Annotated in this window: 16 protein-coding genes and 1 tRNA gene; 6 read left to right on the forward strand and 11 right to left on the reverse strand. The window is 72.6% G+C overall.

The annotated features are described in order from the left end of the window. Window position 1: 1 nt before the first annotated feature. From AB1460_RS01445 to AB1460_RS01460, 4 genes are read right to left on the reverse strand one after another with little or no spacing between them, the layout of a single operon-like run. Window positions 2-1,141: a DegT/DnrJ/EryC1/StrS family aminotransferase gene (locus tag AB1460_RS01445; RefSeq protein ID WP_368958705.1), complete on the reverse strand. Its 1,140-nt coding sequence runs from the start codon at window positions 1,139-1,141 to the stop codon at window positions 2-4. 16 nt (window positions 1,142-1,157) lie between these two features. Beyond that, the gene (locus AB1460_RS01450) at window positions 1,158-2,387 is read right to left on the reverse strand and encodes a DegT/DnrJ/EryC1/StrS family aminotransferase (protein WP_368958706.1); all 1,230 of its coding nucleotides are present in this window, start codon (window positions 2,385-2,387) and stop codon (window positions 1,158-1,160) included. Continuing rightward, complete coding sequence (locus tag AB1460_RS01455; RefSeq protein WP_368958707.1) at window positions 2,384-3,427, reverse strand: NAD-dependent epimerase/dehydratase family protein; 1,044 nt, start codon at window positions 3,425-3,427, stop codon at window positions 2,384-2,386. Before AB1460_RS01455 ends, AB1460_RS01450 begins: the two co-directional genes overlap by 4 nt. Further along, window positions 3,424-4,473, reverse strand: coding sequence for a Gfo/Idh/MocA family protein (locus AB1460_RS01460; protein WP_368958708.1), 1,050 nt, complete (start codon window positions 4,471-4,473; stop codon window positions 3,424-3,426). Before AB1460_RS01460 ends, AB1460_RS01455 begins: the two co-directional genes overlap by 4 nt. Window positions 4,474-5,083: 610 nt before the next feature. Between AB1460_RS01460 and AB1460_RS01465 the strand changes: the two genes are divergently transcribed. The 3 genes from AB1460_RS01465 (at window position 5,084) to AB1460_RS01475 (ending at window position 8,307) form a co-directional block, all read left to right on the forward strand. Next, a complete protein-coding gene (locus AB1460_RS01465) occupies window positions 5,084-6,517 on the forward strand; it encodes an MFS transporter (RefSeq protein ID WP_368958709.1) in 1,434 nt (477 codons plus the stop codon). Continuing rightward, window positions 6,510-7,640 (forward strand): hypothetical protein, encoded by a 1,131-nt coding sequence (locus tag AB1460_RS01470; protein ID WP_368958710.1) that lies wholly within the window; start codon window positions 6,510-6,512, stop codon window positions 7,638-7,640. Before AB1460_RS01465 ends, AB1460_RS01470 begins: the two co-directional genes overlap by 8 nt. Window positions 7,641-7,764: 124 nt before the next feature. Beyond that, window positions 7,765-8,307: a YdcF family protein gene (locus tag AB1460_RS01475; RefSeq protein ID WP_368958711.1), complete on the forward strand. Its 543-nt coding sequence runs from the start codon at window positions 7,765-7,767 to the stop codon at window positions 8,305-8,307. Window positions 8,308-8,341: 34 nt separating this feature from the next. Here the strand turns inward: AB1460_RS01475 and AB1460_RS01480 are convergent, their stop codons facing one another. Both AB1460_RS01480 and AB1460_RS01485 read right to left on the reverse strand, forming a co-directional pair. Then, the gene (locus AB1460_RS01480; RefSeq protein ID WP_420497155.1) at window positions 8,342-8,965 is read right to left on the reverse strand and encodes a YdcF family protein; all 624 of its coding nucleotides are present in this window, start codon (window positions 8,963-8,965) and stop codon (window positions 8,342-8,344) included. A gap of 10 nt (window positions 8,966-8,975) precedes the next feature. Then, complete coding sequence (locus AB1460_RS01485) at window positions 8,976-10,316, reverse strand: ABC transporter substrate-binding protein (RefSeq protein ID WP_368958712.1); 1,341 nt, start codon at window positions 10,314-10,316, stop codon at window positions 8,976-8,978. 137 nt (window positions 10,317-10,453) lie between these two features. Here AB1460_RS01485 and AB1460_RS01490 point away from each other — a divergent pair, with 137 nt between their 5' ends. After that, window positions 10,454-11,278 (forward strand): TatD family hydrolase, encoded by an 825-nt coding sequence (locus tag AB1460_RS01490; RefSeq protein ID WP_368958713.1) that lies wholly within the window; start codon window positions 10,454-10,456, stop codon window positions 11,276-11,278. Between the two features lie 50 nt (window positions 11,279-11,328). Then, window positions 11,329-12,171 (forward strand): 16S rRNA (adenine(1518)-N(6)/adenine(1519)-N(6))-dimethyltransferase RsmA, encoded by an 843-nt coding sequence (gene rsmA, locus AB1460_RS01495; RefSeq protein WP_420497162.1) that lies wholly within the window; start codon window positions 11,329-11,331, stop codon window positions 12,169-12,171. Here rsmA and AB1460_RS01500 read toward each other — a convergent pair. From AB1460_RS01500 to AB1460_RS01515, 4 genes are all read right to left on the reverse strand, one after another. Beyond that, window positions 12,168-13,190, reverse strand: coding sequence for a tryptophan--tRNA ligase (locus AB1460_RS01500; RefSeq protein WP_368958714.1), 1,023 nt, complete (start codon window positions 13,188-13,190; stop codon window positions 12,168-12,170). The genes rsmA and AB1460_RS01500 overlap by 4 nt on opposite strands. 78 nt (window positions 13,191-13,268) lie before the next feature. After that, on the reverse strand, window positions 13,269-14,243 hold the full coding sequence (locus AB1460_RS01505; RefSeq protein WP_368958715.1) for a ribose-phosphate diphosphokinase: 975 nt from the start codon (window positions 14,241-14,243) through the stop codon (window positions 13,269-13,271). 346 nt (window positions 14,244-14,589) lie between these two features. Next, window positions 14,590-16,161, reverse strand: a complete 1,572-nt coding sequence (glmU, locus tag AB1460_RS01510; RefSeq protein ID WP_368958716.1) for a bifunctional UDP-N-acetylglucosamine diphosphorylase/glucosamine-1-phosphate N-acetyltransferase GlmU — start codon at window positions 16,159-16,161, stop codon at window positions 14,590-14,592. Window positions 16,162-16,426: 265 nt separating this feature from the next. Next, window positions 16,427-16,498: transfer RNA gene (locus tag AB1460_RS01515), tRNA-Gln, on the reverse strand. Window positions 16,499-17,028: 530 nt separating this feature from the next. Here AB1460_RS01515 and AB1460_RS01520 point away from each other — a divergent pair. Further along, window positions 17,029-18,060 (forward strand): acyl-CoA desaturase, encoded by a 1,032-nt coding sequence (locus AB1460_RS01520; protein WP_368958717.1) that lies wholly within the window; start codon window positions 17,029-17,031, stop codon window positions 18,058-18,060. A gap of 94 nt (window positions 18,061-18,154) precedes the next feature. Here the strand turns inward: AB1460_RS01520 and AB1460_RS01525 are convergent, their stop codons facing one another. Next, entirely contained in the window at window positions 18,155-19,945 is a 1,791-nt protein-coding gene (locus AB1460_RS01525; protein ID WP_368958718.1) for an ABC-F family ATP-binding cassette domain-containing protein, read from the reverse strand. Between the last annotated feature and the right edge of the window lie 4 nt (window positions 19,946-19,949).

A 19,949-nucleotide genomic window follows, 5' to 3' on the forward strand; every position in this document is an offset into this window, starting at 1 on the left:
CTCAGTCGCCACTGTCGAGCACCGCCTTCGTCAGGGTCTCCACGACGCGCCGCTGCTGGGCATCGGTGATCTCGGGGAAGATGGGCAGCGAGAGGATCTCGCCGGCGAGCAGATCGGTGACGGGGCACGGCCGCGGCGCGTGCCCGGCGAACGGCACGGTGCGGTGGATGGGCTGCGGGTAGTGGATGCCCGCGCCGATCCCGGCGGCGTGCAGCCGGGCCAGCACCCTGTCGCGCTCCGGCACCCGGACGACGTACAGGTGCCACACATGCACGTTGCCCGGCGCGGCCTGCGGTCGGCCGAGGTCCAGGCCGAGGGTCTTCTCCGCCTCGGCCAGGTAGGTGTCGTAGCGGTTCGCCGCCGCCCGCCGTGCCTCGTTCGCCGCCGCCAGGCGGGCGAGCTTGGCGCGCAGCACCACCGCCTGCAGGGTGTCCAGCCGCGAGTTGACGCCCAGGTGGGTGTGCTCGTACTTGGTCAGGCTGCCGTGGCAGGAGATCGCCCGGACGGTGGTGGCGAGCTCGGCGTCGTCGGTGAGGACGGCCCCGGCGTCGCCGTAGGCACCGAGGTTCTTGCCCGGGTAGAAGCTGGTCGCTGCCGGTCCGGCCGCACCGATCCCGTCGCCGTTGCGGGTGGCGCCCTGCGCCTGCGCGGCGTCCTCGACGATCGCGATCTCCCGTCCCGCGACGGCGGCGCGGATCCGCTCCAGGGGAGCGAACTGCCCGAAGAGGTGGACGGGGATCACCGCACGGGTGCGGGACGTGACCGCCTGCGCCACCTCGTCGGGGTCCAGCAGCTGGTAGGTCTCGTCGACGTCCACCAGGACGGGCCGGGCGCCGGCACGGGCGACCGCCTCCGCGGTGGCGATGAACGAGTTCGCGGGCAGGATGACCTCGTCCCCGGCCTGCCGGCCGATGCCGAGGGCGCGCAGCGCGAGCTCGATCGCGTCGGTGCCGTTGCCGACGCCGACGCAGTGCCGGCGGCCGCTGAAGGCGGCGAACTCCCGCTCGAACTCGGCGACCGGAGCACCGCCGATGAACGAGGTCGTCGCCAGCACCTGGGCGAAGCCCGCCGCGACCTCGTCCTCGACCCCTCGGTGCGCGGCCGCGAGATCCACGAACGGAATCGTGTCGTTCGTTGTCATCTGGTAGTCGTCCCTCTTAGCGGTGGCTCTGGTCGGGGCCGGGCCGGGCAGGTGTGCTCTCCGCGGCCGCCCGGACGGAACCGGCGACCCGCTCGACGTCGCTCTCCGTCATCTCGTGGAACAGCGGCAGGATCACCGTGCGGTCGGTGAGGCGGTCCGTGACCGGAAGGCCGGCCCGGGGAGAGGCGCTGTCCCGGCGGTCGCCGCCGCCGTCGTAGGCCGGCTCCCGGTGCGCGGCCATGATGCCCCGGCGGGCCGAGATGCCGTCGCGCAGCAGGTGCTCGAGCAGCTCGTTGCGGGTGCCGGGAAAGCTGTCGGTCAGCTCGACCCAGAACGACTGGTAGTTCGACGTCCCGTACGGCGGGTCGGCGCACACCCGCAGGCCGGGCACCGCGGCCAGGGCCTGCTGGTAGACGGCCGCCAGCGTGCGCCGCCGCGCGATCAGGTCGTCCAGCCGGCGTAGCTGGACCAGCCCGATCGCCGCCTGGACGTCGGTCATCCGGTAGTTGAAGCCTGTCTCGACGTAGTCCTCGATCACGATGCGGCTGCTGGCGTGCCGGTCGGCGGCGCTCACGCTCATGCCGTGCTCACGCAGCCGCCGTGCCCGCGCCGCCCATTCGGGGCGGTTGGTCACCAGCGCGCCGCCCTCGCCCGTCGTGAGCAGCTTGCGCGGGTGGAAGGAGTAGGCGGCCAGCGCGGCGTCGCCGCCCACCGCGCGGCCCCGGTAGGTCGAGCCGATGGCGCAGGCCGAGTCCTGTACGAGCTCGAGACCACGCCGCAGACACAGTGCCCGGATGGGATCGACGTCGAGGGGCATCCCGCCCTGGTCGACCGCGATCACCGCGCGGGTGTCGGGGGTGAGGGCGGCCTCGATCGTGGCCGCGGTGACGTTCTGCGTCGCCGGGTCGACGTCCGCGAAGACTGGTCGGGCACCGACGTAGCGGACCGCGTTCGCCGTGGCGATGAACGACAACGACGGCACGACGACGTCGTCACCGGGGCCGAGCCCGGCGACCACCATCGCCAGGTGCAGTGCGGCGGTGCAGCTGGAGACGACGACCGTGTCGGCCGCGCCGAGGCGGGCCGACAGCGCCCGCTCGAACTCGGCGACGCGCGGGCCCTGGGCCACCCAGCCCGACCGGACCGCCGCCGCCGCGGCCGCGGCCTCCTCCTCGCCCAGCCAGGGACGCATCACGGGCAGGACGGCAGGCGCGGCGGCGGTCGCCGCCGCGGGATCCGGACTCATCGGGCGGTGCTCCCCGCCCCGGCGCCCACGGCCGGGCCGGTGGCGTCCGCGCCGGTGGTGCCGGTGCCGGTGGTGCCGGTGGTGCCGAGCCCGCGCCACCAGGTCACCAGCTCACGCAGGCCCTGCGGGATGTCGATGGTCGCGGTGAAACCGAGATCGCGTTCGGCCCGGGAGATGTCGGCGAGGCGGCGGGGGACCGGGTTCGTCCTGCGTTCCGGGCCGAACTCCGGGTCGAGGTCGCTGCCCATCACGTCACTCAGGGCACGGGCGAGCTCCAGCAGGCTGGTCTCCCGCCCGGACGCGATGTTGTAGACCTCGTCCGTCACGTCGGAGAGTGCCGCCGCCACGTTGGCCCGGGCGATGTCGACCGCGTTGACGAAGTCCATCGTCTGGCTGCCGTCCCCGAAGATCAGCGGCGCCTCGCCGCGCTCGATCCGCTCCATCCAGCGGATCAGGACCTCGGTGTAGGCGCCGTGGGCGTCCATCCGCTGCCCGTACACGTTGAAGTAGCGCAGGACCACGTAGTCGAGGCCGTACATGTCGTGGAAGCTGCGCAGCAGCGACTCGTTGAACAGCTTCGCCGCACCGTAGATCGTGCGGTTGTCGTACGGGTGGTGACGTTCCGTGGTGGGGAACTCCTCGGCCAGGCCGTAGATCGACGCCGAGGAGGCCGCCACGACCCGGCTCACGCCCGCCGCGACCGCCGCCTCCAGCACGTTGAACGTCCCGCCGGCGAGAACGTCGAAGGCAAGGCGCGGTTCCTGCGCGCACTGGGTGATGCGTATCGCGGCCTGGTGGAAGAGCAGGTCGATTCCCGCCATCGCCCTGGCAACAGCGTCGACATCGCGAACATCGCCTTCGATGACCCTGACCAGGCCACTGCTCAGTGCGGACTCGATGTTCTCCGGCCGACCCCGGGTGAAGTTGTCGAGAATGACTATCTCGGCAGGCCGGAGCGGGATCAGCTGGTCCGCGATGTGTGACCCGATAAGGCCGGCACCCCCGGTGATGAGAACACGCCGGCCGGCGACCTCGGTCATACGGCGAACCCTTTCCCCTCGACTGGCAGCGGGACCGCCTGGCCGCCCTTTGCGGCGCTTTCGGTGGCGGCTTCGAGCATTCTCAGGACGCGAAGCCCCGAGGCCCCGTCGGTGCGCGCCGGCCGGCCCTCGCGGATCGCGTCCGCGAACTCGGTGACGACGCCGCGCAGCGCCTCCGTCTCGGCCAGTGCCGGGGCCACCATGTCGCCCACCCGGTACGACACGAGGCGGCGGGCCCGGTCGTCCAGCGGCTGCTCGGTGATCTCGACACCCTTGTCGTAGATGCTCAGCCGCTGGGACGGCTCGAGGTCGTCCCAGACGACCATCTTCCGGGACCCTCCGACCACGGTCTTCCTGATCTTCGTGGGGCTCAGCCAGTTGACGTGGATGTGCGCGATCCCGCCGTTGTCCAGCGGCATCGTCAGGTAGCCCACACAGGCGCGACCGGCCTTCACCGGGTCCGCACCCAGCGCGGTCACCGACGTCGGCGTGGCCTCGGCCGGCAGGACGAAGTCCAGGATGGACAGGTCGTGCGGCGCGAGATCCCAGAAGACGTCGACATCCGGCTGGATCAGCCCGAGGTTGATGCGCACCGAGTCCACGTACTGGATGTCGCCGAGGTCGCTGCCGTGGGTCAGCTCCCTGATCTTCATGACCGACGGCGTGTAGCAGTAGGTGTGGTCGCACATCAGAACGACACCCGCGGCCTGGGCCGCCGCCACCAGCTTGGCGCCGTCCGCCGCGGTGGCAGCGAGCGGCTTCTCGACCAGCACGTGCCGGCCGGCGTCGATGCACGCGAGCGTGAGCTCCGTGTGCGTGGCCGCCGGAGTGGCGATGGCGACCGCGGTCACGGAGGGGTCGGACAGCACGTCGCCCAGGTCGGCGGTCACCCGCACGTCGTCGAGGTGCCCGGCAACCGCGCGCGCTCGATCGGTGTCGAAGTCACAGACCCAGCGCAGGCGCCATGAGGTGGATGTGGCGAAGTTTCGGACCAGATTCGGGCCCCAGTAACCGGCTCCGACCACGGCAACCCCGAACGGTTGCACAGAGATCTCCTTCACGTGGATTCGGGTGTGACGTCTTTGTGGACACCACAATATTCACGAACGGGAGAGGGAAGTAGTAAATTATTTGCTCTGAACGTCATCAGAATGAGCTGATGAAAAGCCGCCTGACGCATTCGGCTGACCCGCGCGCCGCGCCTGGCCAGGTAATCAGATTGTTGAGCGTGTCTGACCGGCAGCACCGAAGACGGCTGCCTCTCGTCACGCATCCCCCCATGTGGCATCCCCCCATCCGGGTGGTACTGTAGCATTCGGTGCACGATGATCGTAAGCGCATGATCTAGGGATGCACCTCTCGAGAAGCGCGGTCTCGGGATGCACGGCTCAAGCGGCACGGTCTCGAACTGACATGATCTCGAACCGGCGCGGTCTCGAGGCCGCATGATCTCGGGCTCTCCTGATCCCCGGAGTCGGGATCTTCCGGTGCCGCGGGCTCGTGGTCTCCGAATTTCTGTAACCGCTACCGTCGTGGCCTCGGGCGTTGTGGTCCACGCCGCCACGATCGTTGCCGGCCGCGGCCGGCGAGGGCACCCGGTGATCGCCTGCGGGCAGTCCGACAGTGAGCAGGCGGGGGGCAGCCACTGTGTACACCGTGTCGCCTGCCCCGGCTCGCGACGACGCCGATCCCACGGATCCGGCCGCCGGGGCGGGGTCCGCCGCGCCGGCGGGGCCGGTAGCTCCCCGGCGGGGCCGGGCGGTCGGTGCCACGGTCGTCCTGCTGGGGCTCACCAGCCTCCTCACCGATCTCTCCACCGAAATGGTCACAGCGGTGCTCCCGCTCTACCTCGTGGAGCGGCTCGGCTTCAGCCCTTTCCAGTACGGGCTGGTCAGCGGCCTCTACCAGGGGGCCAGCGCCGTCGGCCGGCTGCTGAGCGGCGTCGTCTCCGATCGTTTTCACCGGCATCGCGAGGTCGCCGCCACCGGTTACGCCATGTCGGCGGCGGCGAAGGTCGTCCTGGCCGCGGGCGGTGCCAGCCCAGCTGTGCTGTCCGGTTCCCTGGCCGCCGACCAGATCGGCAAGGGGATCCGCACCGCGCCCCGCGACGCGATGCTGTCCCTGTCGGCCCCCGCGGCCCGGCTCGGCTTCGTCTTCGGCGTCCACCGGGTGATGGACACCGTGGGTGCGATGCTCGGCCCGTTCACCGCCTTCGCGCTGCTCGCGCTCTCACCCGGGTCCTACGACCTGGTGTTCGTGTTCAGCGCCTGCATCGGGCTCGTCGGTGTCGCGGTGATCGTGCTGCTCGTCCGCCCACCGGCCGCCCCGGCGGTGACCGAGCCAGCGTCCGGAACCGAGCCAGCGTCCGGAACCGAGCCAGCGTCCGGAACCGAACCGGTGTCGGGAACCGCGTCGGCGGGTGCCGGGCCGCCGCCCGGCACCCGGGCGTCGCTCGCCGCCACGGCCGGGTTGCTGCGCTCCGCCCCGTACCGGCGGCTGGCGCTCGTGGCGGTGGGGCTGGCCCTGTGCACGGTCGGCGACGGCTTCATCTACCTGCGGCTGGTGCAGCAGGTAGAGCTGGCCGGTATCTACTTCCCGCTGCTGGCGGCCGGCGTGTACTGCGTGTACCTGCTGCTCGCGCTGCCGCTGGGCCAGCTCGCCGATGCTGTCGGCCGCCCCTGGGTGTTCCTCGGCGGGTATCTGGCGCTGAGCGGGGTGTACGTCCTGCTCTGCAGCCCGCGGCCCGGCGCCTCCGGCCTGGTCGCGGTGCTCGTCCTGCTGGGCGCGTACTACGCGGCCACCGACGGTGTGCTGGCCGCCGCGGCGAGTGCGCTCGTCCCGGCCTCGGTGCGCACGGGTGGGCTTGCGCTCGTCCAGACCGGTGTGGCGCTGGCCCAGCTTGCCGGGTCCGCGGTGTTCGGCGCGCTGTGGACGTGGTGTGGGCCGGAGGTGGCCTTCCGCTGGGCGGTGCTGGCCGGTCTGATCGCGGTGCTACTGGCGGTGATCGCGCTGCGCGGCGGGGGCGTCGCGGGTGCCGCGCGGGAGGACGTCGCGGGTGCCGCGGAGGAGGGGGAGGAGCAGCGTGGGTGAGACCAGGGCCGGGAGGCCACCCGGTGGGGCCGGTCCGACGGCGGGGCCGGGATCGTCGGCACCGCCGCCCGGCGGGGGAGAGCCGACGGCCCGTCCCCGCGGGGCTGCTGTCGCCTTCGTGGTCGTGCTTGTGGTCTGTCTGATGGTCGGCACCGGCTACGTCGTTCATGTCGTGCGCCGGGACGCCGATCGCAACGCCGTACCGGTGGCCGCGCCGGGCGAGGCCCCGGCCAGCCTGGATCCGTCCAGCCTTCGCGGTGATCCGCGGGTGGTCTTCCGTTCCACCGCGCGGGATGGCAGCTACGGCCGGGTCGCGATGGTCCCGCTCGGTGATCCCGACGGGACGCCGGCGATCACCCGGATGTCATGCGACCGTGTCGACGTGCGCGGGGAGACCGGCCTGTGCCTGGCCGCGGACCGCGGGCTCGTCACCACCTACGCGGCCTACCTCTTCGACGCGGACCTCCGCACGGTGCACTCCTTCCGGCTGAGCGGCGTGCCCAGCCGGGCCCGGCTGTCGGCGGACGCACGGCTGGCCGCGGTGACCGTCTTCGTCACCGGCCATTCGTACGCGGGGCCCGCGTTCTCCACCGCCACCACGCTGTACGACGTGGCGGAACAGCGCGAACTCGGCAATCTCGAGCAGTTCGCGATCTTCCGCGACGGCGAACGGATCAACCCGGTGGACCAGAACTTCTGGGGAGTGACCTTCGCTGACGACGGTGACACCTTCTACGCGACGCTCGCCACCGCCGGCACCACCTACCTGGTGCGGGGGTCGCTGCGTGACCGTGAGGTGCACACCCTGACCACCAACGTGGAGTGCCCCGCGCTGTCCCCGGACGGCACCAGGGTGGCATTCAAGGAGCGGGCCGAGGGCGACGGCCCGGTCCGGTGGGTGGCGACGGTGCTCGACCTGGCGACGATGCGCCGGACCCACCTGGCCGACACCCGCTCCATCGACGATCAGATCGCCTGGTACGACAACCGCACCATCGCCTACGGCCTCCCACGTGCCGGCGGTGACGCGGCGATCACCGACACCTGGGTCGAGCCGGCCGACGGCTCCGGCGCGGCCCGGGTCCTTGTGCCCAGGGCGTGGTCTCCGGCCTTCCGTGGATGAGCGTCGTGCCGGCCGGTGGCACGGCGCCACCCGACGGCGGGCCGGCCGCCGAACCACGTGAAGCACAGCACATTGCGCCAGGGCCGCGGCGGGGCCCGCGCCGTCTACCGTCACGAAGGTGATCGTGGACGCGGAACGGCACCCCAGATCGCGGCGGCTGGCGATCCGCTACGGCGTGCTCGGCATCACGGTCCTGCTCGTCCTGTCGACCGTGCGGATCATCGTCTTCCCGAGGATCGACCAGCCGCGGCCCGTTGACGCGATCTTCATGCTCGGGGGGCCGGGGCCCCGCCTCGCCAGGACCGTGGAGCTCGCCCGGTCGGGCATCGCCCCGACAGTCGTCGTCTCGATGCCGGGTACCTGGCGGTGCCCCGACGCCGCCGAGATCGGCCGTCCGGTGCGGGTCATCTGCTTCTGGCCCGACCCGAAGACGACCCAGGGCGAGGCCCGGGAAGCCGCTCGACTGGCCCGGATCCACGGCTGGAACTCGATCCTGTTCGTCACCGACCGCTCCCAGGACAGCCGGGCGCGCCTGCGCATCGAGCGCTGCTACGACGGCGAGGTGCTCGTGGACGTCGTCGAGACCCCGCTTCGTGACTGGCCGTACCTGTTCGCCTACCAGACGGCGGCCACCGTCAAGGCCCTCGTCTGGCAGCGGGACTGCTGAGCGGGGCCCGTCGCGGGCGGGTCGACCGGCGAGGTCAGCACTCCCGCTGGACGACGAGCGCCTTGCCCATCGCGGCCCACTCGTAGGCGATCATGTACGGCCACATGAGTCGGGGCGGCGGCACCGGGCTCATCAGGACCTGCCCGGGGTAGCAGCGCGCGAGCCGCAGCCGCGCCCGGGTGGTCTGGCTCGTCGAGGTGATCACCAGGATGGATCGCCAGCCGTGGCGGGCGGCAGCGGCGGCCGTCCAGCGCGACTCGCCCTGGGTGGTGAGGGGATCCGGCGCGAAGCAGATCACCTCGACCTCGGGGATCGGCGGGGGGCAGAGGTCGTCCACCGTGGGCACCGAGACGGCCAGCGTCGGTGCGTAACCGGCCACGGCGAGCGCGACGGCGTGCTCGAGGCGGCCGGGGCTGCCGGCGAACATCACGATGGCGTCCACCGGCGCCGGCGCGTCCCGCCGTGGGAAGACGAACAGCCGGGCGGTCGCGCCCAGGAACAGCAGACTGGTGACCCCCAGCGCCACGGCCACGGTGCGCCGGCGCCGCAGTCCGGTACCCCGGGCGCTCCCCCCGCCGGGTCTTGTGCCTGGCCGCAGGCCGGGCCTCGTGCTGGTGGCACGGCTCGGCGCGGCGGAGCCTTCGACTGGTGCAGACACGCGGGCCCCGTCAGCCCGGCCGGCGGGCACCGAACCCGCCGGTGCTGAACCCGCCGGTGCCGAAGCCACCGGTGCCCAGCCCCGGGCGCGGCCGTCCCAGGCGGAGCGGGCGTGGGCCGGCGCCGCCCTGTGAGGGCAGGGGAAGCGTCGGTTCGGGGCCCGGACCCGGCGGCGGCGCCTGCGTGGACCGGTCGTCCGGAGCCGCGGCCGGCGCGCGTCGGCCGGCAGGGCCCCGGGTGGCCGCATCCGGACCGTCGTGCGTACCGGCAAGGCCACCGGGGGGCGGCGCGTTCCAGCGCGGATGGTGGAAGGGCGCGCGGGCGGAGTCCCGGGGCCAGACCGTCCAGGAGGCCCCGGACTGCCACTGCACGATCGGAACCTGGTGGCCGACCTGGAGCCCGGTCGCCTGGTCGAGGCGGAAGCGGCCGAGCAGCGTAGTCGTGTCGAGCCCGCGGGCGGCGGCCAGGAGCGAGGCGTCACCGACGCGGCCGCAGAGCCGGATGCAGCGCCCCAGGATGAGGCCCGACACGTACGCCCACGCCGCGGTCGTGGTGGGCGGGACCCCGTGCAGCGCGGTGAAGTCGGCGGAGAACTGCCGTGCGGTCGGCCCGGTTCCCGTCTCGGCGGCGTTGTCCGGTGCCCAGCTCGCCGGGGCCAGCAGGCCCTCACGCAGGGCACCCAGCCCTGCCGTCGCCTCCGCGCTCACCGCGGTGGAGAACGCGGCGGCCCGCCACGAGCGGCGCAGCAGGATGTTGGCGATCTCCAGCTCGTCCTCGGCGCTGCCGTGCACGATGAGGACGTCCGCCGGCGCCAGCGGGCGGGCCGCCGCGCCGCCGCGGCCGGCCGCGAAGGTGTTCGACACGACCTCGTAGCCCTGCGCCCGGGCCGCCGCCCGGCACACCGACGTCAGCTCGACGGCCATCTCACCGGAGGCGAGCAGCGCGACGCGGCGGGCCTGCCGGTCGACGGAGCGGATCGCGGCCAGCACCCCGCGCGGCCAGGTGGACGCCGGAGCGGCCATGTTCACGATGTGCGGGAACGACTGGCGGACGAAGCGGGTGGACGGCGCCCCCGCGTTGATCACGAGACGGTCCGTGGCGCCGAGCGCGGCCAGTGCCGCCCGCGCGCCGACCGGGCCGAAGATCGCCGCCGGCTCGGCGGCGGCCGCCGCCCGCATCGCGCGGACCGGGTCCGGGTAGGCGTCGTACGCCGTCACACCGATCTCGTCCCAGGGGGGCGGGAGCTGTTCGTCACGGGCCCAGAGCGTCATGCCTCGCAGCGCCGCCAGGCCGACGGCGGCGTCCGGTCCGGTCAGCGGCGTGACCAGCGCGACTGGAAGCGGTGTCGTCATGGCCGGGAGCCCGTGAGGTCAAGCACTCCCCCAGAATCCCACGGCCGCCGCGGTGACACGCCCGGCGGGAGTCCTAAGATCTGGCGTGGGGCGGCCCGTGTGCGGCGCCCCGGCGGCGACGGGTGAGGAGCGAACGGGTGGCGAGAAACTCCGGTCGGTCGGGTGATCCGCCGCCGCCCCCCGAGGCACTGCCCGTTCCCGCGGTCGACGCGCACTGCCACCTCGACCTGATGGACACGCCGGTCGCGGAGGCCATCGCCGCCGCCCGGGCGGTCGGCATCACCCGGATGATCACGGTCGGCGTCGACCTGGCGACGAGCCGCTGGCAGGCCGGCGTCGCCGCGGAGCACCCCGAGGTGCGCGCCGCGGTCGCCATCCACCCGAACGAGGCCGCCCGCGGGGTGCCGGAGGAGACCTTCGAGGCGATCGCCGCACTCGCCCGCACGGCCGGGGTCGTGGCCGTCGGGGAGACCGGTCTGGACTACTACCGCACCGCGCCGGAGCAGCACGCCGTCCAGCAGGAGAGCTTCCGCCGGCACATCGCGATCGCCAAGGAGGCCGGCCGCGCCCTGATGATCCACGACCGGGAGGCGCACGACGACACGCTGCGCATCCTGGCCGAGGAGGGGGCGCCCGAGCGCGTCGTCTTCCACGCCTTCTCCGGCGACGCGGCGATGGCCAAGCTCTGCGCCGACGCCGGGTACGTCATGTCCTTCGCCGGCAACGTCACCTTCAAGAACGCCGAGACGCTGCGGGAGGCCGCCGCGGCGGCACCCGCCGACCTCCTGCTGGTCGAGACGGACGCGCCCTACCTCACCCCGGTCCCGTGGCGCGGGCGACCGGGCGGGCCGTACCTGATCCCGCTGACCCTGCGGGTTCTCGCGCAGACCCGCGGCGTGGCCGTCGACGAGCTCGCCGCCCAGGTGACCGCCAACGCGGAACGGACCTTCGGGCCCTGGTAGACACCGACGCGCTGCTCTCGCCGGCCGACATCCGCGAGCTCGCCCACGCGCTGGACCTGCGGCCGACGAAACGGCGCGGCCAGAACTTCCTGGTCGACCCGAACACCGTCCGCCGGCTTGTCCGGCTGGCCGCGATCGGCCCGGACGACGTCGCGCTCGAGGTCGGCCCCGGGCTGGGTTCGCTGACCCTCGGGCTGGTCGCCGAGGCGGCCGCGGTCGTCGCGGTCGAGGTGGACCCGCCGCTCGCCGCCGCCCTCCCGCTGACCGCCGCCGCCCGGCTGCCCGAGGCGGTGGCGCGGCGGCTACACGTCGTCGAAGCCGACGGGCTGCGGGTGGGGCCCGCCGACCTGCCGGCCGAGGTTGCCGCCCCGACCGTGCTGGCGGCGAACCTGCCGTACAACGTCGCCGTCCCGCTGCTGCTGGGGCTGCTGGAGCGGTTTCCGACCGTGCGTCGCGGCCTGGTGATGGTGCAGGCCGAGGTGGCCGACCGGCTCACCTCGCCGCCGGGCGGGCGGATCTACGGCGTGCCAAGCGTCAAACTGGCCTGGTACGCCCACGCGCGCCCGGCCGGTGCGGTGCCCCGCCCGGTGTTCTGGCCGCAGCCCAACGTCGACTCCGGCCTCGTCGCGTTCGAACGCCGGGCCGACCCGCCCGCCGACCCGGACCTGCGCGCGGAGGTCTTCGCGGCGGTCGACGCGGCCTTCGCCCAGCGGCGCAAGACCCTGCGGACGGCGCTCGCCTCCTGGGCGGGCTCACCGGCGGCGGCCGAGCGGCTTGCCCGGGCCGCGGACGTCGACCCGGGCGCCCGCGGCGAGACCCTCGACGTTTACGCGTTCGCCCGCCTCGCCCGTGAGGCCCGCCTCGCCCGTGAGGGCGGCTCTGCCGCCGACTAGAGGTCGACGCCGATGGCGCGGCGGGCGCCGGCGAGCACCGGGCGGGCACGGTCGCGGGCCTTCTCCGCGCCGGCGGCCAGGATCGTGTCCAGCTCACTGCCGGGGGCGACGAGCTCCTCGTAGCGATCCCGCAGCGGGGTGAGCCAGGTGTCCAGCGTCTCGAACAGGGCGTTCTTCAGCTCGCCCCAGCCAGTGCCGCCCTGCTCGAGACGGACGCGCATGTCCTTCACGGCCTCGGGGCTGGCGAAGTTCTCGTAGATCTGGAAGGCGGCCGAGCTGTCCGGGTCCTTCGGCTCCTCGACGGGCGTGCTGTCGCTGACGATGCCGCGGACGAGCTTGCGCAGCCGGGACGGCGGCGCGAACAGCGGGATCGTGTTCCCGTACGACTTGCTCATCTTCCGGCCGTCGGTGCCGGGCATCGTGCGGGCGTTCACACCGGTCGGGATGATCGCCTCGGGGATCTTCAGGCTGTAGGTGGAGCCGAAGAGGTGGTTGAACGAGCCGGCGATGTCGGCCGCGTACTCGACGTGCTGGATCTGGTCCTGCCCGACGGGGACCACGTCGGAACCCATGATCAGGATGTCGACGGCCATCAGGACGGGGTAGTTGAACAGGCCCATGTTGACCCCGGCGTCGAGGTCGGCCACGCCGTTCTCGGCGTTGCGGTCACGCGCGGCCTTGTAGGCGTGCGCGCGGTTCATCAGGCCCTTGCCCGTGACGCAGGACAGGATCCAGGCGAGCTCGAAGATCTCCGGGATGTCGGACTGCTTGTAGAAGACGGTGCGCTCGGGGTCGAGGCCGAGGGTGATCCAGGTCGCGGCGACGGACCGGGTGTACGCCGCGAACTTCTCCCTGTCCCGGATCGAGGTGAGGGCGTGGTAGTCGGCGATGAAGTAGATCGACTCGTAGTTCGCCGTCAGCTCGAGCGCGGGGCGGATCGCCCCGATGTAGTTGCCCAGATGGGGATCGCCGGTCGGTTTGATCCCGGTCAGCGACACCCGCGGGCGGTCCTGCGTCATGCCCGGTGATTCTACGGCCAGCCCCCGACAGCCCCGGCGGCCGAGACCGGCCCGGCGCCGAGGCGTCGGCGGCGGGTCTCAGGCGTCCCCGCCGAACAGGCCGGTCACCGACCCGTCCTCGAAGACGGCCTTGATCGCGGCGGCGATCAGTGGTGCGATCGACAGCTCGGTCAGCTTGTCGATGCGCGCCTCGCTCGGCAGCGGCAGGGTGTTGGTGAGGACGACCTCGCTGATCTCGGAGTTCTTCAGCCGGTCCGCCGCCGGGCCGGACAGCACACCGTGGGTGGCGGCCGCGATGACGTTCACCGCGCCGTGCTCCTTCAGCGACTCCGCGGCCTTGGTGATCGTCCCAGCGGTGTCGATCATGTCGTCGACGATCACGCAGGTGCGGCCGTCGACCTCGCCGACGACGTCGAACATCTTCACCTGGTTGGGCACGTCCGGGTCGCGTCGCTTGTGGATGATCGCCAGCGGGCAGCCCAGCCGGTCGGTCCACCGCTCCGCCACGCGAACGCGACCCGAGTCCGGTGCGACGACCGTCACCTCGGAGGTGTCGAGCTTGCTCTCGATGTAGTCGGCGAGCAGCGGCAGGGCGAACAGGTGGTCCACGGGCCCGTCGAAGAAGCCCTGGATCTGCGCCGTGTGCAGGTCGACGGACATCAGCCGGTGCGCGCCGGCGGCCTTGAACAGGTCGGCGACCAGGCGGGCCGAGATCGGCTCGCGCCCACGGTGCTTCTTGTCCTGGCGGGCGTAGGGATAGAACGGCGCGACCACGGTGATGCGCTTCGCACTGGCACGCTTGAGGGCGTCCACCATGATCAGCTGTTCCATCAGCCAGGTGTTCACCGGGGCGCCATGAGCCTGCAGCACGAAGGCGTCGCACCCGCGCACCGACTCCTCGAACCGGACGAAGATCTCCCCGCTGGCGAACTCGTAGGCGTTCGTGGGCACGGGCTCGACGTCGAGCTCGCGGGCGACCTCGGCCGTGAGCTCGGGATGCGAGCGTCCCGCGAAGAGCATCAGGTTCCGGCGGTTCTCGGTCTGGTATCCCACCGTGTTCTCCTCAGGGCGTGACTGGCGGCGCTGACAGGCGGCCGTGACAGGGACGGTTGTGGGCGTGGAATCCTTGCTGGGACGACGCACCCTCGCTCGGATGGTGCCCGTTCCAGGCCGGGGCCCGGGCACCGCGATCGCCCGGTCAGGTTGGCCTACCCGGTTCGATCGGGGCGCGCACGGGAGCCGGAGGGCGGGCGATCTCAGGACAGGGGGCCCCTCCGCGCGCCGGCCGCTGACCAAAGGCCCTGATCAGCACACGCTCGGCCAAACCCTTCCTACGTTCGGCCCCCGGGCGTGCAGACGCCAGCGATGGGCCGGGATGAGGATCCGGCTGTGCTTCAACTCACGCTCCGGGCCGGTGCCCCGCCCCGCTGCGTGAGCCGTCATTCGCGTCGTCGTTCGAGCTGCCGTCCGGGCCCTGGCCCGGTCCGCCGTGGCCCGGTCCGCCGTGATCCGATGCGCGGTGGTCCGATGCGCGGTGGGCCGCGTGCAGCGCGGCTTCGGCGGCGGTCGCGGCGGGGCTGCCCGGCCGGCGGCGCAGGACCCAGTCCACCAGGGTGCGCTGCCGGCCCTCGCGGACGGCGAGCGCGCCCGGCGGGACGTCCTCCCTGATCACGGAGCCGGCGCCGGTGTAGGCGCCGTCGCCCACGGTGACCGGCGCCACCAGCATCGTGTCACTGCCGATCCGGACGTCGGAGCCGATCACCGTCCGATGCTTGGCCACCCCGTCGTAGTTGACGAACACGCTGGTGCAGCCGATGTTGCTGCGCTCGCCGATGACCGCGTCGCCGACGTAGGCGAGGTGCGGCACCTTCGACTCGGCGCCGATCTCGGCGGCCTTGGTTTCGACGAAGGCCCCGATCTTGCCGTTCCGGCCGAGGGTGGTGCCGGGCCGAAGGTGCGCGAACGGGCCGACGACGGCGCCCGGGCCCACCTCGCAGCGCTCGGCGACGGATCGGGTCACCCGGGCGCCCGGCCCGACGGCGGTGTCGATGAGGGTGCAGTCCGGTCCGACCTCGGCGCCGCGGGCGAGCCGGGTGGCGCCGCGCAGATGCGTGTTCGGCTGGATCGTCGTGTCCGGCTCCAGGACGACGCCGGCGTCGATCCAGGTGGAGGCCGGATCGACGATCGTGGTGCCGGCGAGCATGGCCGCCCGGACGATGCGGTCGCGCAGCGCCAGGCCGGCGTCGCTGAGCTGCAGGCGGTCGTTGACCCCGGCGGCCTCGGCCGCGTCGGCGAGTGTGTGCGCGACCACCGGCTGCCCGTCGGCGACCAGCAGGCCCACCACGTCGGTGAGGTACTCCTCGCCCTGGGCGTTGTCGGTGGTCAGCCGCTTGAGCGCGCCTCGGAGCAGCTCCAGGTCGAACACGTAGACGCCGGTGTTGATCTCCCTGATCGCGGCGGTGGCGGCATCGGCGTCGCGCTGCTCGACGATCTCGCGCACCTGGCCGCCGGGTGCCCGCACGATCCGCCCGTACCCGGTCGGGTCGGCAACGGCGGCGGACAGGACCGTGGCCGCCGCGCCGGCCGCGCGGTGCTGGTCGAACAGCCCCGTGACCGCCGCGCCGGTGAGCAGCGGGACATCGCCCGGCATCACCACGACCGCCGCGTCGGGCGGGAGGCCCTGCAGCGCGCCGAGGGCGGCGCGCACGGCGTGCCCGGTGCCGCCCTGGCGCTCCTGTACCGCCGTGACGACGTGTGGGGCCCGCTCGGCCAGCATGGCGGTGACCTTCTCCCGCCCGTGGCCGACCACGACGACGGAGTGCTCCGCGCCGAGCGGGCCGGCCGCGTGGAGCACGTGCTCGAGCAGGCTGAGCCCGGCGACGTGGTGCAGGACCTTGGGCGTCTCCGAACGCATGCGCCGACCTTCGCCCGCAGCCAGGACGATGACCGCCGCCGGACGTACCTCAGTCACACGAGCTCCCCGGAATCTCGACGGACCTGGTGGTGGTGCCACTCCCACCCGGAACGACGTGCCGTGGACGACCCGGCCGACTCACGGAGGGTGAGGTAACGGCAGCCAGCCTACCGGGTCGGGCCTCCAGCGAAGACCGGGCGGCCCTCGCGCCGGACCGACCGGTCGTAACGCGGCGCGAAATAAGAAGAATGTTTTGGCGGGACTGCCGATGAAACACGATCGCGGCGGTTTGCATATTCCGCGGACCCGGCGTCCCCTCGCGCTCCGCCGCCACGACTCGAACGTGGACTAAGGGAACCAAAATCCCCTGTGCTGCCTATTACACTACGGCGGACCGTTGAGGGAGGACCGTTGCGGGCGTACCGTGGAGAAGGTAACCGTCCGGAAAACGCCGGCCACTCTGCGCCCACTCTACCATCGTGCCGGCTCTCGGAAGAAATGTTCGGGGGTCTCCGGCGTGCACTCGTGGCCCCGCCGGTGTGGTACGCGGTTCGGGCCGTCGCCGCCGAGAGGCGGTCGCCGGGGCGGGGCCGGCCGGCCACGGCTGGTTGTCGCCGCACTGCCGCGGTCCGGCCCCGCCTTCGTCCTGTGTCGGTGCGGGCACAGATGGCCCTTCGCCGACCCTCTGCCGCCCGGGAACGCAAGATTATGATCTTGTCGCGGGGGGTGTCGAGGGGTGGCGAAGTGGGAATCCCCGCTCCGGTATCCGACGTGATCCGCCAGCCCGCGCCCCCTGTGTGCCCGGCCGCCCCGCCCGTTTGCGTGGCGGACGCCGTGATTGGTGCCCGTTGTCATGCGGGCGGGCTAACGTGGCGACCAGAGGGTCGGCAGTGAGCGGCCCACCGCGACGGACGGGATGAAGCAATGACCGCTACCGACACGGTGAAAGCCACCGAAACCAGGCATCAGGGCGCGCCCGCCGCTGGCAGTGACGGTGAAGTGACGGGCACCGGTCAGCCCGACTCGTCGACCTCATCGACCCCGGCGGGGCGCCACACCATCGCCCCGAGTTCGCTGGCCCGTGCCCGCGGTGAACAAGTCGTGCTGGTCACGACCATCCTCATTCCCTTCCTCGCGCTTGTCGCGGCAGTTCCGCTGTTGTGGGGGCGGTGGATCTCCTGGCGGGACGTCATACTGGCCGCGGTGATGTACGCGATCACGGGCCATGGCATCACCATTGGATTCCACCGCTATTTCACGCACCGGGGATTCAAGACGTCCAGGCCGGTGCGGGCCGCGTTGGCCATCGCCGGCAACATGGCTATTGAGGGCCCGGTGATCCGGTGGGTCGCCGACCATCGCCGCCATCACGCGTTCAGCGACGCCGACGGTGACCCGCATTCGCCCTGGCGTTACGGAACCGGCTCGGTGGCGCTCGCCCGCGGGCTGTGGCACGCGCACATCGGCTGGCTTTTCGACGTCGAGCAGACCGACCAGCGCCGCTACGCCCCCGACCTTCTCGACGACCCGATGATCGTGCGGATCAGCCGCTCCTTCGCGCTCTGCGCCTTCGTCAGCCTCGCGCTGCCAGCCGTCGTCGGCGGGCTGTGGGGCGGCTCGTTCGAGGCCGCCGTCCAGGCGTTCTTCTGGGCCTCGCTGGTCCGGGTGGCCCTGCTGCACCACGTGACCTGGTCGGTGAACAGCATCTGCCACGTGATGGGGTCCCGGCCCTACCGCTCGCGGGACCACTCGGGCAACGTCTGGCCGCTCGCGCTGCTCTCGATGGGAGAGTCCTGGCACAACCTCCACCACGCCGAGCCGACCTCGGCCCGGCACGGTGTCCGCCCGTGGCAGGTCGACACGAGCTTCTACGGGATCAAGCTGATGGAATCACTACGGCTGGTCCGGGACGTCCGCTGGCCCGACCCGGCGCGGCTCGAGAGCAAGCGCGCCTGACCCGGAGCGCGGGCGGCGCGCGCCGGCCACGCCGCCCACGCAGGGTGCCCCGGGGCGGCAGCCCCTCGCACCCTGCGGTCATCACGTGCGGCGGTCAGCCGGCAAGCTCCGACAGCTCGAACCAGCGCTCCTCCAGCGCGGCGGTCTCCGCCTCGGCCTCGCGCAGCTCGTCGTTGAGCCGGCCGATCACCGCGTAGTCGCTCTGGTCGTGCGCCGCCATGCGTTCGTGGATGCTGGCGATCTTCTCCGAGAGGCGTTCCAGCCGCCGCTCGGTCGCGCTCAGCTCCTTGCGGGTGGCGCGCTCCTCGGCGCTCGAGCGGCGGGGCGCGCTCGGCGCCGGATCGGCGCGGGAGCTGCCCGAGGCACCCGGTGCCGGCGTCCCGGCCGCCCGGAGGCGCAGGTACTCGTCCACCCCGCCGGGCAGGTGCCGCAGGCGCCCGTCGATGATCGCGTACTGCTGGTCGGTGATCCGTTCGACCAGGTAGCGGTCGTGCGAGACGACGATGAGTGTGCCCGGCCAGGAGTCGAACAGGTCCTCCATCGCGGCGAGCATGTCGGTGTCGACATCGTTCGACGGTTCGTCGAGCACGATGACGTTCGGTTCGGACAGCAGCAGAAGCAGCAGCTGCAGCCGTCGCTTCTGCCCACCGGAGAGCTCCTTGACCCGGGCCGACAGATGCTCGCGGGCGAAGCCCAGGCGTTCGAGGAGCTGCGCCGGAGTCAGCTCCCTGCCGTCGATGACGTAGGTCGTCCTCGTGCGGGCGAGCACGTCGCGTACCCGGTCGCCGGCGATGTCCTCCAGCTCGCGGAACTGCTGGTCGAGCACCCCCAGCCGGACGGTCTTACCGCGCTTCACCGTCCCGGAGGTGGGCTCGAGCGTCCCGGCGACGAGGTTGAGCAGCGTGGACTTGCCGGCGCCGTTCGCGCCGAGGATCGCGGTGCGCTCGCCCGGCGCGATCCGCCACTCGACGTCCCGCAGCACCTCGCGGCCGTCGAACGACACCCCGGCGTCGAGCAGGTCGATCACGTCCTTGCCCAGGCGGGCGACGGCCAGCCGGGACAGCTCCAGCCGGTCCCGCGGCGGTGGCACGTCCGCGATGAGCTGGTTCGCGGCGTCGATCCGGAACTTCGGCTTGGACGTGCGGGCGGGGGCGCCGCGCCGCAGCCAGGCGAGCTCCTTGCGCATCAGGTTCTGGCGCTTCCCCTCGACCGCCGCGGCCTGCCGGTCACGCTCGACCCGCTGCAGCACGTAGGCCGCGTAACCGCCCTCGAACGGCTCGACGATCCGGTCGTGCACCTCCCACGTCGTCGTGGCGACCTCGTCGAGGAACCACCGGTCGTGCGTGATCACCAGGAGCCCGCCCGCGTTCCGGGGCCAGCGGGACCGCAGGTGCGCCGCGAGCCAGGTGATGCCCTCGACGTCGAGGTGGTTGGTCGGCTCGTCCAGGGCGATCACGTCCCAGTCGCCGACGAGCAGGGTGGCCAGCGCGACCCGGCGGCGCTGACCGCCGCTGAGGGTGCCGATCCGCGTATCCCAGGCGATGTCGGGTACCAGGCCGGCGATCACGTCGCGGACCTTCGGGTCACCGGCCCACTCGTGTTCGATGCGGTCACCGACGATCGAGTAGCCCACGGTCGAGGCGTCGTCCAGCGTGTCGGACTGGTCGAGCATTCCCATCCGCACCCCGCCGCGGCGGGTCACCCGCCCCGAGTCGGGCTCGACCCGGCCCGACAGCATCCCCAGCAGCGAGGACTTCCCGTCGCCGTTACGGCCGACGACGCCGATCCGGTCGCCCTCGTTCACCCCGATCGTCACCGCGTCGAACACCACGCGCGTCGGGTACTCCAGCCGCAGCGCCTCGGCCCCCAGCAGATGTGAGCTCACAGGC

It is taken from the genome of Parafrankia sp. FMc2, assembly GCF_041008525.1.
Lineage (GTDB): Bacteria > Actinomycetota > Actinomycetes > Frankiales > Frankiaceae > Parafrankia.

Excerpts from the sequence above, each read along its gene's own strand:
- AB1460_RS01445 (WP_368958705.1), bottom strand. The coding sequence starts at position 1,141 with ATGACAACGAACGACACGATTCCGTTCGTGGATCTCGCGGCCGCGCAC.
- AB1460_RS01450 (WP_368958706.1), bottom strand. The coding sequence starts at position 2,387 with ATGAGTCCGGATCCCGCGGCGGCGACCGCCGCCGCGCCTGCCGTCCTG.
- AB1460_RS01455 (WP_368958707.1), bottom strand. The coding sequence starts at position 3,427 with ATGACCGAGGTCGCCGGCCGGCGTGTTCTCATCACCGGGGGTGCCGGC.
- AB1460_RS01485 (WP_368958712.1), bottom strand. The coding sequence starts at position 10,316 with ATGACGACACCGCTTCCAGTCGCGCTGGTCACGCCGCTGACCGGACCG.
- AB1460_RS01500 (WP_368958714.1), bottom strand. The coding sequence starts at position 13,190 with ATGACGCAGGACCGCCCGCGGGTGTCGCTGACCGGGATCAAACCGACC.
- AB1460_RS01520 (WP_368958717.1), top strand. The coding sequence starts at position 17,029 with ATGACCGCTACCGACACGGTGAAAGCCACCGAAACCAGGCATCAGGGC.